This is a genomic window from Pontiella desulfatans (assembly GCF_900890425.1).
In the GTDB taxonomy this organism is placed as follows: Bacteria; Verrucomicrobiota; Kiritimatiellia; order Kiritimatiellales; family Pontiellaceae; genus Pontiella; species Pontiella desulfatans.
This window is the reverse complement of the sequence record NZ_CAAHFG010000003.1, coordinates 1,265,576-1,280,676: the sequence shown is the minus strand read 5'-3', so window position 1 is coordinate 1,280,676 and position 15,101 is coordinate 1,265,576. Positions and strand designations below refer to the sequence as shown.

At 53.3% G+C, this 15,101-nt stretch carries 12 protein-coding genes and 1 pseudogene; all 13 read right to left on the bottom strand.

The window, feature by feature from the left end:
* Window positions 1-82 precede the first annotated feature (82 nt).
* Window positions 83-340, bottom strand: coding sequence for a hypothetical protein (locus E9954_RS25705; protein WP_136082124.1), 258 nt, complete (start codon window positions 338-340; stop codon window positions 83-85).
* A 41-nt stretch (window positions 341-381) separates the two neighbouring features.
* A complete protein-coding gene (locus tag E9954_RS25700; RefSeq protein WP_136082123.1) occupies window positions 382-735 on the bottom strand; it encodes a hypothetical protein in 354 nt (117 codons plus the stop codon).
* Between the two features lie 145 nt (window positions 736-880).
* Complete coding sequence (locus E9954_RS25695) at window positions 881-1,195, bottom strand: hypothetical protein (protein ID WP_136082122.1); 315 nt, start codon at window positions 1,193-1,195, stop codon at window positions 881-883.
* On the bottom strand, window positions 1,174-4,998 hold the full coding sequence (locus tag E9954_RS25690) for a hypothetical protein (RefSeq protein ID WP_136082121.1): 3,825 nt from the start codon (window positions 4,996-4,998) through the stop codon (window positions 1,174-1,176). Before E9954_RS25690 ends, E9954_RS25695 begins: the two co-directional genes overlap by 22 nt.
* A 332-nt stretch (window positions 4,999-5,330) precedes the next feature.
* Window positions 5,331-6,143, bottom strand: a complete 813-nt coding sequence (locus E9954_RS25685) for a DUF2726 domain-containing protein (RefSeq protein ID WP_136082120.1) — start codon at window positions 6,141-6,143, stop codon at window positions 5,331-5,333.
* Window positions 6,144-6,286: 143 nt separating this feature from the next.
* Window positions 6,287-7,225: pseudogene (locus E9954_RS25680) on the bottom strand (IS1595 family transposase).
* A gap of 90 nt (window positions 7,226-7,315) precedes the next feature.
* Complete coding sequence (locus E9954_RS25675; protein ID WP_136078811.1) at window positions 7,316-8,254, bottom strand: IS1595 family transposase; 939 nt, start codon at window positions 8,252-8,254, stop codon at window positions 7,316-7,318.
* A gap of 412 nt (window positions 8,255-8,666) precedes the next feature.
* Window positions 8,667-9,524, bottom strand: coding sequence for a ParB/RepB/Spo0J family partition protein (locus E9954_RS25670; protein WP_136082119.1), 858 nt, complete (start codon window positions 9,522-9,524; stop codon window positions 8,667-8,669).
* Between the two features lie 407 nt (window positions 9,525-9,931).
* Complete coding sequence (locus tag E9954_RS25665; protein ID WP_136082118.1) at window positions 9,932-10,861, bottom strand: ParB/RepB/Spo0J family partition protein; 930 nt, start codon at window positions 10,859-10,861, stop codon at window positions 9,932-9,934.
* Window positions 10,858-12,363 (bottom strand): recombinase family protein, encoded by a 1,506-nt coding sequence (locus E9954_RS25660; RefSeq protein ID WP_136082117.1) that lies wholly within the window; start codon window positions 12,361-12,363, stop codon window positions 10,858-10,860. Before E9954_RS25660 ends, E9954_RS25665 begins: the two co-directional genes overlap by 4 nt.
* Window positions 12,364-12,443: 80 nt before the next feature.
* Window positions 12,444-12,947, bottom strand: coding sequence for a sigma factor-like helix-turn-helix DNA-binding protein (locus tag E9954_RS25655; RefSeq protein ID WP_136082116.1), 504 nt, complete (start codon window positions 12,945-12,947; stop codon window positions 12,444-12,446).
* Window positions 12,948-13,004: 57 nt separating this feature from the next.
* Window positions 13,005-13,514 carry a hypothetical protein gene (locus tag E9954_RS25650; protein WP_136082115.1) on the bottom strand — a complete coding sequence of 170 codons (510 nt, stop codon included), beginning with the start codon at window positions 13,512-13,514 and terminating at the stop codon, window positions 13,005-13,007.
* On the bottom strand, window positions 13,511-14,935 hold the full coding sequence (locus E9954_RS25645) for a tyrosine-type recombinase/integrase (protein WP_136082114.1): 1,425 nt from the start codon (window positions 14,933-14,935) through the stop codon (window positions 13,511-13,513). Before E9954_RS25645 ends, E9954_RS25650 begins: the two co-directional genes overlap by 4 nt.
* Window positions 14,936-15,101 lie beyond the last annotated feature (166 nt).

Here is a 15,101-nt window from a genome sequence, read left to right as displayed (position 1 = left end):
GGGGATCAAGTGCAATGGGAGTCCGCATGTAAATCGGAGGCGGGTGGGACGCATAAGACGGATTGGACGGATCGGATACTGACTACCGAAACCAGGTGGTTACGAGCTTTAGGGCGGAGATAAAGCCGTCGGGGTTCGTTGCCAACATGACTACCAGGGATGTCACGAGGACGAGGGTGGTACGTTCGAGCTTGGTGACTCGGCCATTGGTTTTGACGGCGTGGGTGTGGATTTCCTCCAGCTTTTCGTCTATGCGGTCAAAGCGTTGTTGGCAGCCGTCGGGGAGTGAGCTGCCGCAGGTGTCAGGTGTCGGGTGTCGGGTGTCAGGGGGAGGTTTCATGAAAGATTCTCTGCAGGATTAACGGACTAAACCGCGTGATGCTATGCAAACGCGGGCTGCGCCGGAAGAGGCGGCGCGCTGGGACAGCCCGCCCTACCCGCTGCGGATGAAACGAAGCTGGAAGCATCGTCCACAGGTGGTGCGGTCGGGGTGACGCGAAGCGAGCCCTCGGCACACCCCGCCCCTCCAGAAGGCAGGCTGGATGCCAGCCGACGTGAGTCGCGTTCCGCGCCAACGTGGTCTTGCGACGGTACGGTTGGCGGATCGGGAATGCGGTGGTGTTGGATGTAGCTGCGGAGACGGTTCTTTAGTGTCCGGTTGTTTTGTTTCCGGGCGCGCTCTTCGCCGAGCTGTTCGTCGCGGAGAATGGCGGTGAGGGTTGCCTGCTTAATCAAGTGAAGATCTGAGATAGAGATAGTCATTAGGTTTTAGGCTTTTAACAATCGGGGGAGATGGACGCGGCACCGGAACAAGGCAGGCGGGACGCCTGCGGTACGTTTGCGCAGGCTGGAAAGCCCGCGCCACATGGTAGCAGCTGGCTCATTCGGTGGCCTCGGTTTCGAAGAGGACGCGGAAGAACTTGTACGGGGTGCGGGATTTGAATACGACGGGCTCAAACCAGTCGCCGGAGTCGAGGCGGTCGCGCACCTGGATGCGGATGACGGTGTTGGATGGGATGATGTAGACGGTGTTGGTGACGTAGACCACGGGTGTTGGTGAGGCCAGGATTAGGCCGTCGGCTTCGTTGGTTTCCACGATGGATGTTGGGAACGGCGGTGGCGTGATGCCTTGCTCGACGGGTGTTTGGGGCGCGGTTGTTGAGGCCGGGGCCACTACAGGAATGATGATTGCCACGAAGAGGCAGAGAGCGGAGAGGAGCTGGATGCTGGATATGGCATCAAGTAGGTAAAGGGAAGCGTGGCCTTGAAAAAGGTGTCGAGCTTGTTTTCCAGCCCTGTAGCCATGGCAATCATGAGCAGATCATCGACAACGATGACGGTTTTCTTATGCTCACGACATACATGCGAAAGTTTGCGTCGATCCCGTTCCGGATATTGGCCGAGATAAAAAACAATGCATGCATCGGAATGAGCGGCATCAAAATTCAGTGAACTGATTAGGTTTTCCGGCGTCTTCTTCGGGCTGAACTGCACATAGTATCGCCCATTTGCCTCGGAACCCAATTGAGGGACTGGGCAACTCACGTCCTCTGATGTTTCGACACAGATCCAGGGGGCAACTGAGGCATTGCGTACAACTCGGCACTCACCAAATCCCAATCCGCGCAGTAATGTTTCCGGCGATTTTTCATCACCACGTTTTCTGGTTGGAATTCGGAAATCAAACCAGAACTGAAGTATGTCAGCATATTCCGCCCTTAATCCTTCATCCATGGCTGAGAAATCGATGGAATGGAAGGTCTGACCGCTTCTTACGGCCTTAACGCACAGGGAGGAATCCCGCCGCTCAAACTTTGCGAGTTTTTCCAGTGTGTGTAAGACGGCGGGAGTGCTACTGTAATCATCTTCGGTAATGCCCTGCGCCTCAATCAATGCACCTTCAGCTTCCAATCGGTCGATATAATCATTTGCAAGATATACATCGCCCTGATCCAGAACAGAAAGAATGCGATCCCGATTAGCCGGGGAAATATCGCTCAGTTTTTCAAGGCGTTTATGAATTTCATTCTGTCCCTGCTCTCGGCCTTGTTCGATGCACGAATCTATCTCATGGAATTCGTTCATATATTGGAAGTAGAGCCCTTCGCTACGGAGGGTTCCATCTTTCAACTGCTTTTGTCTTAACTGTAATTTATCGGACCAGTCTTTAAATTCGGTAGAGGAAAGAAGTGTTTTGGCCATGGCATCGCCAAGGCGCCCCTCCACCTTAGCTAGTTCGGTACCGTAGCGGCCCTCCCAACCAACATGCGCTGCTTGCAAGCGGGATTGCAGTTGTTCGATTAACTCCGGCTCATCAGCATTTCCTTCAAGTATGTCCAGTATGAGCTCTGCCGCGTTCAGGTTACCCTTTTCACAGTGAATATCGAATACTTCGTGATAAGCAGGCAAACCCTCCGCAAGGACCTTCACCATTTCCTGCAAGACACCGAGACCTGTGATCGAATCCAACTCATCCAGCTTCAAGGAATAAAAATATACCTCATCCTGCCCCGCCGAATAATTGGGAAAACGCAAGAGGCACTGATCCAGAATATCTGTATGATCAGATGGAATCATTGCCCGTTTGTAACGGCCGTTCATACAGGACTGGGTTCTCTCAATTACACACTGAACCAAATCTGCCGCTATTCTATTCGGGGATGCCGCATCGCCATTCTGGGCTTTGATCTCCCCGAGTTCCTTTTCAACAAGAGCCTTTTTCTCAGACAGCAAATCTCTGATCTTCCTAAAGTGATCACGCCCATAGCAGCTTTCCTGCTCAAACCGTTCCCTCTTAAGCTCTACCCACCTATTGGCGAGGGATAGCGCTTCTTCTGCATGCCTAGCCAACTGCCGCTTTGCCACCCCTACTACGGTTTGCGAATGTTTATTCCTTGTAGATGAAATCAGTTCATCAATGTTTGTTGTTGAGCATAGCTGTTCCAACTTTTTCAACGCAGCTTTATCATTCTGCTCAAACCAAGCTAGCATCTCACCGAAAACGCCCTCTGGCTTCAGCCATTCTTTCCACATCTGATTGGCTGGCTGGAAATTTGTCTTAAATGTAGAAGCGGCCAAGCGCCAATGCTGGATTTCCCGTTCTACTTCTGCGAAAGCTTCCTTCCACTCTTCCTCAGTCAGAACGTTATTGATCAGACGCGGTTCCGGCATGATGTTCAGGCGAGAGAATTTCGTAACGGATTCATTGAGCTGGTGAAGCCCTTGGTATTCACCAAAATGGAGCTGGGCCAAAATTTCTGATGTTCCGGCTCCTGGAGCCATGATCGCAGGCCTTAAGCCGCAGGCGACCAGCAACAGGCGCAGAGAAAGACGATACCAATGAGCCGTATTATCAAACAGCCGCTCTCCAACATCAGCTTCCAAAACCAGTTCCTGCATCCGGTCCTGAATTTCGTAGCGCTGATACTCGACATATGGAGCAAGGGATAATAACTCCCATGCCCAACTATGTATGTCAATTTCATCGGCACCTAGAGCAGTCTCCGCCATACGAGTAACGTGGCATGCAATATCGATATGGCCTTCGGCCACCAATTTCCAGACCAATTCCGGAATGACCTTTTTCAAATGCTTCTTTTCACCCAGATCAGCAGCGAGTCTAACAGCCACGTCTTGTGCAGAACCAATCGGCCAAACCACTTTCTGCTTAGTTGGAGATTTGTCTGGCTCTGGCTCTGGATCTGGATCTGGATCTGGCTTATGATGATCCGAGGATTCGTTTTTCGGCGGAGAAGCTAAACTTTCAGTTTTATCCAATTTCTGTTCAATTTCAGGACTGGCTGTTTCTGATACAGGGGCTTCTTCAGGAAGCTGCTCTTCTGCAGAATCCGCAGCATCCGGGGGTGTTCCAGCACTCTCATTTTCAGGTGCCAAAACCTCCTCGGTTTCTAGAACGTCCTGCTTACATTCTTCAGGAGAATCCTCCGGCTTATCGACAATCCAGTTAGCGTCACCGACGCCAATAAACTCAGCCAAACGGTTATAGCCGTCGCCACGAAGGCCCTGTTCTGTTTCATCCAATTCTTCATCACTGATCTGAAACACCCATCGCAACCATTCAGATCCCTGCAGGCCTGCTTTATAGGCCCACGTCGGATTAACCGCTTTGGAAGCCTCGTCTACCTCGCCGGCAGCTTCGTCTCTGAGATTTTCAAGGCGAGTCCGCTCTGTCGCAGACCGATGACTTACCCTCAGCGCACGCAGGGATTTGGCAAGGGCACTGAGAAACCGAACAAGCTGATCCCTCTCTTTTCCTTCATTCAGGGCATTACAAAGGGCCTCAACGTGTTCATGGACGTCATCCGGTGATTTGAATTCCACCTCAGGAATATCCGTTGATTCCCTGTATTGCCGCATTAATTCTATCAAACGCTCGACATCTTCGCTCGCCGCGTCAACCAATTCAATAACACTCTCTTTATTCAGGATCTTAGCCAGGCGAAGAGAGGATGCCAACTCTTCCAACGCATCCGCGTGATTATCCATACGCTCGACAAGATACTTCATCTCATTGTCGGAATCCGCAACATCTGCACGTTCATGCTTACCGCATTCAGGGCGGTAACATTTCATGAAGACCGTTGCCAGTTCAGCAAACACGGAATCCGATTCCTTGGCACGGTCGTCAATATATTGGGCATACTGTTGATCATCCAGATCTGGCGGGATGTCGGAAAGAAACGAATCCACCAGGCCCTCCTTCATGAGGAATGTAGCCACGACATCAGCGGCCAATTCGCCTTCATCGTACTCCTGCAAGGCTTTATCCAGATTCTTTCCATAACTGTGCTCACGATAGACAACCCTTTTGAGAGTATAACCGCCTGGAAGATGCGAATGCCTCGCCCAGTACTTGAAAAGCACAGGGTCATGCTTGGCTACTGACCGCGCGAAAGCCCGTTTGTGTTTCTCATCGAGCGCATCGTACGCTTCCCAAACCTGTTGCTTCGCCTCATCTGAGTATGGTTGAACATTCATGTTGAAATATTATGAACTAAATAGCTACTCAGCAAGCCCAACCCTTAAAAAGATTTTCATCTAAACATGATTTGTTTAGTAATATTTACTAGGCGACGGCTGCTGAGCAGGTCAAGATCGTTCCCATTCTCGCGGTGCGTCGTCGCAAGAATAAAAAACAACCGCAGATATTCACATAACTGGTGTCATGAAAAAGGGATTAAGAGGCATCTTCTTCTGCTTATCCCCCACAAACACCATCACGGAAAATTCAAGGCCCTTTAGATTTTCCAGATTTTTGGGCTACACATTCTCATAGTCGATCAATACGTAATTATTCTTCATCGCTTTTCTTACTCTCCTGAGGCTTTGGAATAAGCCTGAAAATATTTTTCATCAGGATCTGCTGCAGCATCAGCTCTCTCTGTCCCCGGTAGTAGACTGGTTAATTCTGATTCGATCACCTTCGGATCGTATATGGACCCGGAAGTTGACCAGAATCTGATTAGAGGAATCCCCGCTTCTTTTAGTGTTTCTTCAAGAAACTGATCCCGTTTAACTCTAGCAGGACGGAGATGCGTTCTGTCATCCAGTTCAATCACTGCTATGGTTGATAAATCATCGGAATCGCATAAAACGAAATCCATAACCTTCCGATCGATTCTATTCCGGGCGGATATTTTTTCCGAATAGGTTGTGTGGCAGGTATCAACCAGCTGCCCAAGCGATACCTGAAAAAGAATATTACATCTATTATCCACTGCCTTTTGTAGCGCTTTGTGGAACTGAATTTCATTATTGGTCAATGCAGATATCTTACCCTTATACCTTCCTGATGCCGGAGCTGGTTCCGACATGGGGCGTTTTGTTTTTTCGTGAACAAATTTACCTACGCCCTGAACCGTTGTAACGGCCTTCTTTGTCGTAACAACCGCTTTTTCAATCTTCCGTATGATGGAGAAAATGAAACCGATGGACCAGGATATGACGACGACAAATATAATGAGGAGAACGAAATCAAGCGTGTTTGTATCCGCCTTTTTAGTCGCTGGTTGAGGTATTGTGATCCGCGGTTGAAATAGGGTTGGATTTGAAACCTTCCCCGAAGTTGACTGGGAAATTTGAGTCTTCGTGCGGGAGGACGTTTTGGGCCTTGTGACCAGCACTCGCTGCGGATTCTTACCAGGGTCATTAATGGGAGTTTTGAATGAATTTATACAAATTCCATCTGGAGAATAGGTCTGCGATATTGTGAAGCCCGCATGCTCATAGACGTAAATATCTTTATAGGGGTATTCACTTCGCTGGACTAAGTCTGTATCTTGTGGTTTCTTCCCCTGACCGACAGGGATATTTCCTTGAACCGAACGGGTTCCATAGCGACTGCATTTTGTAGCAGACGGTAAAGCAGCATTCCCCGCGAGCGGGAAGTGCGCCGGTTGAAGCGGAACGTGTATTCGTCGAGATAGTATGCCAAATGCTCGTGACTTACTGCGCCCTGATGTGTTCCGCCAAGCCACCGCTTAAGCAAACTGGCGACTCGATGGCAAAGGGGGAGCAGGTTCGCGCCAACATCCTCGGATTTCCGAACGACTTTATGGTCGTAGCCCAAAGCTCCCAAACCATTGTACCCCTTCCACCCGTCCGTCTTCACCTGCGTACCCGGATCAACCGTTTCTCGGATGGCCCCTTCAAGGCTTTTGGATGAGGCATCGGGTATTTTTACAAGGCGAATGCGACCGACGGCCTTACCGTTCTCCTGCGCCACGATCAGCACAAGGGTCTTGCCTTCGGCTCCGCGCCCCCGTTTCCCGGGCCTTGTGCCGCCTATGAAGGTTTCATCCACCTGCACGGTTCCGGCCAGTCTTTCCCGTCCCGGACGTACCATCGCCCGGCGGAGCTTGTGCAGCCACGTCCATGCGGTCTTGTAGCTTCCGAGGCCGAGAACGCGCATCAGTCCCAAGGCGCTGGCTCCGTTCTTCTGGCTTGTCACCCACCAGATCGCCCTGAACCAGGACGCCAGCGGTTTGCGGGTGCCCTCAAAGATCGTACCCGAGGTTACAGATGTTTAACGACTGCACGTCTTGCACTTGAAAAGGCCGTCTGACAGTCGCCACGACTCCCCATGGCCACAGGCCGGGCAAAGGAAGCCGTTCGGCCATCGCAATGATGCAAGATAGTCGCGACATGCTTCTTCACTTGAAAAGTTCAGTTCCAATTCTTCCAGATCCTTTGGATACGCTTCCATGAAACGTGTGTACCACAACATGTGGGTCTAGTCCATCGAAGTGAATACCCCTATTTTAAAATAGGGGTATCCCCTTCGCTGGACTCGGTACTACATCTTGTGTTTTGGCTTTCTCCCTCTAACCGAAAGAGCGATTTCATTATATCCTGTATGACCCACTACGACGGCATTCTGCAACAGGCGGAAGAACAGCAAACCACGGGATCGAGACTTACGACGGTTGAAGCGAAAGGTGTATTCGTCGAGATAGTAGCCCAGATGCTCATGGCTGACAGCTCCTTGATGCGTTCCGCCCAACCATCGTTTGATCAAGCTTGCTTCCCGGTGGCACAAGGGCAGCAAATTGTCTCCAACATCCGCAGTCTTACGAATCACTTTGTGTTCATATCCCAAACCCTTCACTCCATTATAGCCCGCCCATCCATCTGTTTTAATCAATGTCCCCGGCTCGACGGTTTCCTTTATCGCCGCCTCAAGGCTATCTGACGACGCATCCGCTATTCGCCGAAGACGGATCCGCCCGGTAGCCTTTCCCTTCTCCTGCGCAATGATCAGAACCAATGCCTTGCCTTCCGCCCCGCGCCCTCTTTTGCCTGGCTTTACCCCGCCAATGAAGGTTTCATCCACTTGAACGGTTCCCGTCAGCCTATCTTGCCCCGGTCTTACCATTGCCCGCCGCAACTTATGAAGCCACGTCCAGGCCGTTTCGTAGCTTCCCAGCCCGAGTATGCGTTTCAGGCCCAAGGCGCTGGCACCGTTCTTCTGGCCAGCTACCCACCAAATCATACGGAACCATGTGACCAGCGGTTTGCGAGTTCCCTCGAATACCGTACAGGCGATTACCGATGTCTTCCGGCTGCAATTCCTGCATTTAAACAACCCGTTCGTCAGCACCCAAACATCTGAGCCACCGCAGACCGGGCACCTGAACCCATCCGGCCAGCGCAGCTCAAACAAGAATTTCCGACAAGCCTCTTCCGTTGAAAAATTCACCTCCAATTCTTCGAGATTCTTGGGATATGTCTCCATTCATGGATAGATACCACAACATATGGGGGCTAGTCCAGCGAAGGGGATACCCCTATATCTTTATTGTCGCTATGCAGCACACCGGTTGGCGGGCCATATTTTTCCTGGCTTTCCCTCAGTGTGTCACCGAGGATTCCATATGCGGAATGAACGTTGAAAAAACCAACCAGCAAGAAAAGCCCCAGAAGACATTTCGCGCCTGCTTTAATGTTAAAACGCCCGTACCTATCCGTCATAGCACCCCAGATATACACACCCACCAAGCCCCCATTCTTCAAAACATGAAAATCGATAAAGCATATTAAGGGCCATTCCTTTATAAATGGAGGATTCTCTGAAAAGACCTTGCTAAAGGTTTGTGGGATTATTAACAGAGAATGGGCCAATTTCAGAGATGTAACTTACGGGTGGATCAACGGGCTTCCATCACAATGGATGTCATTTCGCCAAGTGCAGATGAATGGTGTTGCTCTAAATACTCACGGATTTCGGGGGTGGTGATGACCTTGCGGACGTAGAGGGTCATTTTTAGCAGGTCGGCGGTGTAGGTGCGGAAGAGCTTGGTATAGAAGTCGTACTGTTCTTCGGCTTCCTGGAGCCGGTCGGTGAGGGCTTGTCGCTTTTTCTTGGCGTCGGCCTTTGGTTTTGAGCGGGTTTGACGCTCGGGGTTTCGCTTTTCCTGCGGGGTTTGGAGCACGAGGGCGCGGACGAAGGTAGGGGAAAAGTCGTCAACCCTCCGCATGGTCTTGAGCAGCTCGGGCTGATGTTCGGGCAGGACGGCGCCGAGTTCGTAGGCGGTGGTTTTTCCGATGAGTTCCTGCTCGAATGCCTGGGCGACCTTGGGATGGAGCTGTTCGACGAGTTTGGGGGCCAGGCGGTAGCGGATGTTTTTCATGCCAAAGGTGTCGGCGATGGTTTGTTCGTCGAGCGATTCCATCGACTTGCGCATCATCTTGATTTCCTGGAAGCCGGAGAGGTTGTTGACCATGCGGTTGTAGGTGTAGGCCTCTTTTTCGTCGAAGAGGATGCAGGGTACAACGTCGTAGCCCAGCTCGCGGCAGGCGAGCAGCCGGAGATAGCCATCGAGCACGAAGAATTCGTCGCCGTCGCGATAGACGCAAAAGGGTTCGATCAGCGCAAGGTTGGCGATGGTGGAACGGATCTTGGCGTAGCCGCGATGTTTTTCGGTGTTGATGTTGTCGCGGGCGTTGAGGGGCTTGAGTACGTCGGCGGGGAGATCGATGCCGTTGACTTGGAATGATTCGGACATGGCTGGACTCCTGATTTAAACCGCTAATTGACACTAATCTACGCTAATAAAGGAGGGCTGGGTGCTTGGCGGCGGGATGGATTGACCGCAAAGACGCGACGAAGCGAAGGGCTTGGCGGCGGGATGGGGTAAACCACGGAATACACAGAACGGTGCCGCGTGATGCGTTGCAAACGCGGGCTGCGCCGGATGAGGGGTGGCCACAAAAGAGCGCAGAGTAAGCAAAGGGCTTGGCGGCGGGATGGGGTTGGATACTGGATGCTGGATGCTGGAGACTGGTGACTTGGTGGGAATAGACAGCATGATTTGGTGACAGAATGATTGCGGTGCCGCGTGCTGCTCTGCAAACGCGAGCTGCGCCGGAGGTGGGCTTGGCACCACTGAATACGCTGAAGAACCGAAAGGATTCATGGGGTGGGCTCCGTAACAGGGACGGGAGGGAGATCGACGCCGTATTCGCCTTGGAGCGAGGGAGGTGCGGCGAGGCCGTGGGCATCGAGCAGGCGCAGGGCCTCGGGATCGCCCAGCACGGCGGACATGCCGAACAGGAGCTGCAGCAGGCGGTTCTGGGTGTGCCGGGCCTGCCGGACATAGTCTTCTTTCTCTTTGGTACTTTGGTTGATTTCGCGGGTGAGGTCTTTGAGGGTGTAGCCTTTGCTTTTTTCGCTGCGCTCGCCACGGTCGCGGATGCCCTTCCCCCGCTGCATGCGCAGCTGCAAGAGCCGCCGCACCCGGGCCACGGAGGTGCTGTTGACGACACCTTCGTCGAAAGCATCCATGAGTACGCCCTGGATCGTGGCGTCGTCGGACTGGGCAACCTGCACAGCGAAGGAGATGGGGAAAAGACCTTGCTCGACCCCCTCTATGAGACGGTTTTCGCCTTGCACAACGAGGCGGATATAGTCGCCGACATAGGAGGAGCTTTTGCCGACATAACGGGCGATCTCGGAATAGTTGAGACCGGCTTGGTGCATGCGTTCCATTTCTCGCGCAAACCACATGGTGCCGGGCGGGACGCGCGCGATGTTTTCAACCAGGGAATAGAGCAGCGCGGTCTTGCGGTCGCAGTCGATGACCTCGGCTGGAATTTCGGTTTTTTCGAGTTTGATATGGGCGAGGTAGCGCCCCTCCCCGCAAACCAGTTCATACTTTCCCGTTCGCTTGAATGACCTGCCGTTCACCACGATGGGTTTGCGCAGCCCGACTTCGTCGATGCTACGGACGTTCTCGGCAAACTTATCCTTGTTGCGGTTGCGGGAGTTGAGCACGACGATGCTATCGAGCGGCACCATCTGGTATTTCCGGTCGGACATCAACGCGAGTTTTTTCTTCTTCATGCCGTTACCTCCAATCCGATTAAATCCTCCATGGCCTGTTTAAGGGAATAGGCGTGCAGCTCGATGCGGTCGGCTGTATTGGCGGAAACGCGGATGCGCCGCCCGCCCGCCATGATCCGGGGAAAGAAGAGATAGCCGAGGACGTCGTATTTCCCGCCATTGGAAAGCGGGACGCCGAGGGTGATGTCGATTTCGGGGCGGACTTCGGGCATGAACGTCCACTCCTCTTCGTAGCCGAGGGGAAAGGGAATGACCGGCTGGATGCGGACGCTGACATAGTTGCGCAGGACAATGAAGTCGCCATATTCCTCGGTCTCATGCACGAGTTGCTTGATGGTCTGGGTGACCTCCGCGCGGCGGGAGTCGATGACCTCCTCAAACAGGTGTTGATAGGCGCCGCCAATAGTGCCGAAACGCTTGGCGTAGGTGGCGACGGATACCATTTCCTTTTCGGCAGCCACGAGCGATGCGCGGACGGTGCCGTATTGTTCGTAAACCCGGCGCAGGCGGTCGAGCATGTCCTCGGCGGAATATTTAACGCGCCGCTCCTCTTCCGCCTCGAAAAGAATTTCCTGGGCACGGTCGAACAGCTTGTGCTCAACGATAGCCGGGAATGCGTTTTCGGTGCGGATCCACTCATCCATCGGGTTTTTGTGGCTGGGGGATTTCAAGCGTTGCGTGGTTTTGTTGTAAACCATCGTGCCGGCATAAAGCTCGTTCCGCAGCACCGCCATGACCGACGATGGCGACCATTGGCAGCCGCCCGGCGAGGGAATGCGCTGCTTGTTGAGCGAAAAGGCAATCTGCTTAGGAGTGGATTCCCACTTCACGAATTCCTTGAAGATACGCTCTATCACGGCGATTTCATCCGGGTCGCCGGGGGTGAGCGTGACGCGCTGGTTCTGGATACTTTTTCGCTGTCCCCGCTCCAATACCTGGACAGGCTTTCGTTGTTCGTCGAGCAGCAGACGATGGAAGCCATAGGGCGGCATCCCCCCTGCCCTAAACCCCTGCTCCGCGATCTTTGCGCACCCCTTGAAAACCTTGGTGCTCAGTTCCCGGCTATAGTTCGCCGCCTGGAAGCGCTCGATGTCCAAGCGTAGACTAAACATCAGGTTGTCCTGCTCGCCGAAACCAAGGGAGGTGTATACCACCTGCTTTCCATGCATCGCACAGTGACCCTTGTAATATGCGGATAGATCGGTGTCCTGAAAGCGACCCCAGCGACTGACATCGAGCACCAGCACTATTTCAAATGCCTCCTGCCCGCGCTCCACATAATCATGGATCATTTCATTGAAACCGTCGCGCCCCTCGGTGGACAGGCCGGATTTACCCCGGTCGATGAATTCCCGGATGATTTCAATATCGTGGTCACGGGCGAACTGGCGCACCTGATCCTGTTGGATCTCAACCGAGTTTTCCTGCCGATCCTGAGCCGAATGGCGATAGTATGCCACCGCGCGGTATTTGAAGCTCTTTCCAGAGTTGAACCAGTCCATGCCGACGCTCCCTGCCGGGTGAAGAAACCACACCCCTCTACCTATAGGAAAAAAATACAGGCACTTTTGGGGCGGAAATCTTATTTTTCTTCAGAAAAAATTTCCCGGGCCTCCCGCACAAGGGTGTTGATCAGCTCCCGGGCGCGACGCCGGGTGATGCCCGAATCGAGCAATTTATCGAAGAGCGAAAGGATGCGAGTGCGGGGATCGCCTCGCCCCTCACGAGCCACGGCCTCCTTGTGGATCAACTTGCGCAGTCTGCGGAAAGCGCCGCCGACAAGCCGCCCATTCCGAAGCTTGCCCATTAGATGCTGCTGCACCGTTTGCTGGGTGATTCCGAGTTCTTCCGCGATTTCCACCTGCGTGAGACCATCGAGACAATATAGCCGCACCACCTGTTGCTGGCGGCGGGAAAGAAGCACCAGAAAATGAACCGCCACCAACCGCACGATGTGTTCACCCTCCAGCCGTTCCCCCACCTCCTCTGGCGACTCCGCCCATTGCCACAACCGAAAAGCCTCCTGTTCCCATTGCTCCGGGGTAAGATGCTTTTCCTTATAGGGATCTTCCAAGTCATGTGCCATGCACCAGTAGGGTTGGCGAAAAAGCTATGAATCTTCCTCGGAAAGTTTGGAGTTTTTTTAGAGCAGGGACGCCCACTTTAGGGCCGCTCCCACAATCGGGAGTTCCTGCCGGATGCGTGCCTTGACGCCGTCGAGTGTTTTGGAATAGCGCCGCAGCTCGCGAAGGGCGGAAGCCCCCATTTCCGAAGATTGGAAAAGCTCTTTGTCGCGGTCGCTAAAATCGAGGCAGGGCTGAACGGTTGCGCAATCGACCGGATGCCCCAGGTCGTGACTGGACAGCAGTAACCGCGTCGGGCCGGATTTCATAATGCACATGTTTTCAAACCAGAGATCACCGTCATGCAGGGAATCGACTTTCAACAGCTCCAGCAGTTTCTTTTCCTTTGAGAGTAGCGACTTGATTTCTTTGTCGGGCACGGAACAAATGGACAGGTAGATCAGCTTTTCAACCAGCACGGCATAACCCACGGGATAGTCCTTGCAGACCGGCAATCCAAACTTTTTCTGGAGCGTCATCACATATGGAACGCTCTTCCCCACCCTCTTCGCCAGCTCGTTGAGTTTCATGACACTTCCCGCAGAACGGTTGAATCGTACCACTGCTTGGCGCTGGCAATCAACTGAATGGCTTCTTTGAGCTGTTTGCTGTATTTCGGGCTGCGGACGACGCCCAGCAGCTTTAGCGCCTTTTCCAGTTGCTTCGCGGGGCCGGGATCGATCTCGTATTCCATCGGCGGCTCGGCAAGCTGCTTGCCGTTGCCCTGCATCAGCAGTTGGGGCATGGCCTGAACAAGGCGTTCTTTGAAGACATCGTCACCGGGCTGGAAATAGTGCTTGAAGACGACTTCGGTGGTTTTGTGGCCGGTGACCTTCTGCACCAGCTCCAGGGGCACACCGGCAGACAGGGCGAGTGTCACCCAGGTGACGCGGAAGCTGTGGAAGTCGCGGATGGATGCCCGGCGCAGGCCGGTTTCCCGGGCGGCATGCACTTTTCCCTTGATGACGTCGTCCTCGCTATCCTTCTTATCCTTGAATCCGGCAGCCTTGAGTACCTGCCGCACCCGCCAGGTGATGCCGTCGGGATTGTCGCGGTACATGGCGGCCTGCTCGGGAAAGACATACTCGCCCTTTTTCGGCAGTGCGGCCAGCTCGTCGGAGAGCAGCGGGAAGATCGGGATCTTTACCGTCTGTCCGGTTTTGGAGGTCTTGACGGTAAGGAAGCCGTTCCTGAGATCGACATCCTTCCATTGTAGCAGACAGCAGTCACCCCGGCGCATGGCGGTGCAGATGCCGGTGATCATTACAGGCCGAATGAAGTCATGTTCCAGGGATTTTTCGATGATGACCTTCAGCTCTTCCGGCGAGAAGGGTTCGCGGAAAATGGTTTCGGACTCCTTGGACGGGATGCCGTTGAAGGGATTGGGTGCCCCCTCCGGCAACAGCTTCTGGAAGGTGGTACGCAGGAGTTTGAGCGTGTCGTTCCAAGTTTTTGGCGACAGCTTGCGCTCTTCCTCTGCCTGCATGAAGGCCCGGGCCATGTTTTTGGTCACCTGCCCGATGTCCTGGATGTTTTTGTTGTGCCCCATGGCGTAGGCGGCAAAGTTGTCCAGTACGGCGGTGCACTGCTTGACATAGCGCGCGCTGGGCTGGCGCTTGCGGGGGATTCGCCTCCACTCTTTGGAAATGTCCCCAAGGAGGATCGAGCTAAGGGCCTCGCCGGTCTGCATCTCGTAGATTTTTTCAACGATCCTAACGGCATTCTTTTTGCCTTTTGCCTCTGCAACGATCTGATCAAGCTTGGCCTGAGCCGTGGCACGGGATCGCTCGAAGGCCCGGTCGCCCTCGTCACCAGCCTTTAATGAGGCTGGCGGTTCGCCGGCAATCTTGACACCGAGGTTCACGGCATGGCGCTTGCCATTCAGCTTATATGTGCCGTACCAAATCTTGCGCCAACTCCCGTCTCTGCCTTTTCTGATTTCCAAGCCCATAACCGCCTCCTATCCCTTCGATTTGACGGTATGAACCATATTAGAAAAGTACTGACAGCACAAGCCCTAAATACAAACACAAGTACAAACACAACGCTGGTAATTTTCATTTTTTGCCATATTTCTCCGTGTTTTTCGTATTACCATTCAGGCTCATAACCTGAAG

Excerpts from the sequence above, each read along its gene's own strand:
- E9954_RS25660 (WP_136082117.1), bottom strand. The coding sequence starts at position 12,363 with ATGGACTGGTTCAACTCTGGAAAGAGCTTCAAATACCGCGCGGTGGCA.
- E9954_RS25645 (WP_136082114.1), bottom strand. The coding sequence starts at position 14,935 with ATGGGCTTGGAAATCAGAAAAGGCAGAGACGGGAGTTGGCGCAAGATT.
- E9954_RS25670 (WP_136082119.1), bottom strand. The coding sequence starts at position 9,524 with ATGTCCGAATCATTCCAAGTCAACGGCATCGATCTCCCCGCCGACGTA.
- E9954_RS25690 (WP_136082121.1), bottom strand. The coding sequence starts at position 4,998 with ATGAATGTTCAACCATACTCAGATGAGGCGAAGCAACAGGTTTGGGAA.
- E9954_RS25655 (WP_136082116.1), bottom strand. The coding sequence starts at position 12,947 with ATGGCACATGACTTGGAAGATCCCTATAAGGAAAAGCATCTTACCCCG.
- E9954_RS25675 (WP_136078811.1), bottom strand. The coding sequence starts at position 8,254 with ATGGAGACATATCCCAAGAATCTCGAAGAATTGGAGGTGAATTTTTCA.
- E9954_RS25705 (WP_136082124.1), bottom strand. The coding sequence starts at position 340 with ATGAAACCTCCCCCTGACACCCGACACCCGACACCTGACACCTGCGGC.
- E9954_RS25665 (WP_136082118.1), bottom strand. The coding sequence starts at position 10,861 with ATGAAGAAGAAAAAACTCGCGTTGATGTCCGACCGGAAATACCAGATG.
- E9954_RS25650 (WP_136082115.1), bottom strand. The coding sequence starts at position 13,514 with ATGAAACTCAACGAGCTGGCGAAGAGGGTGGGGAAGAGCGTTCCATAT.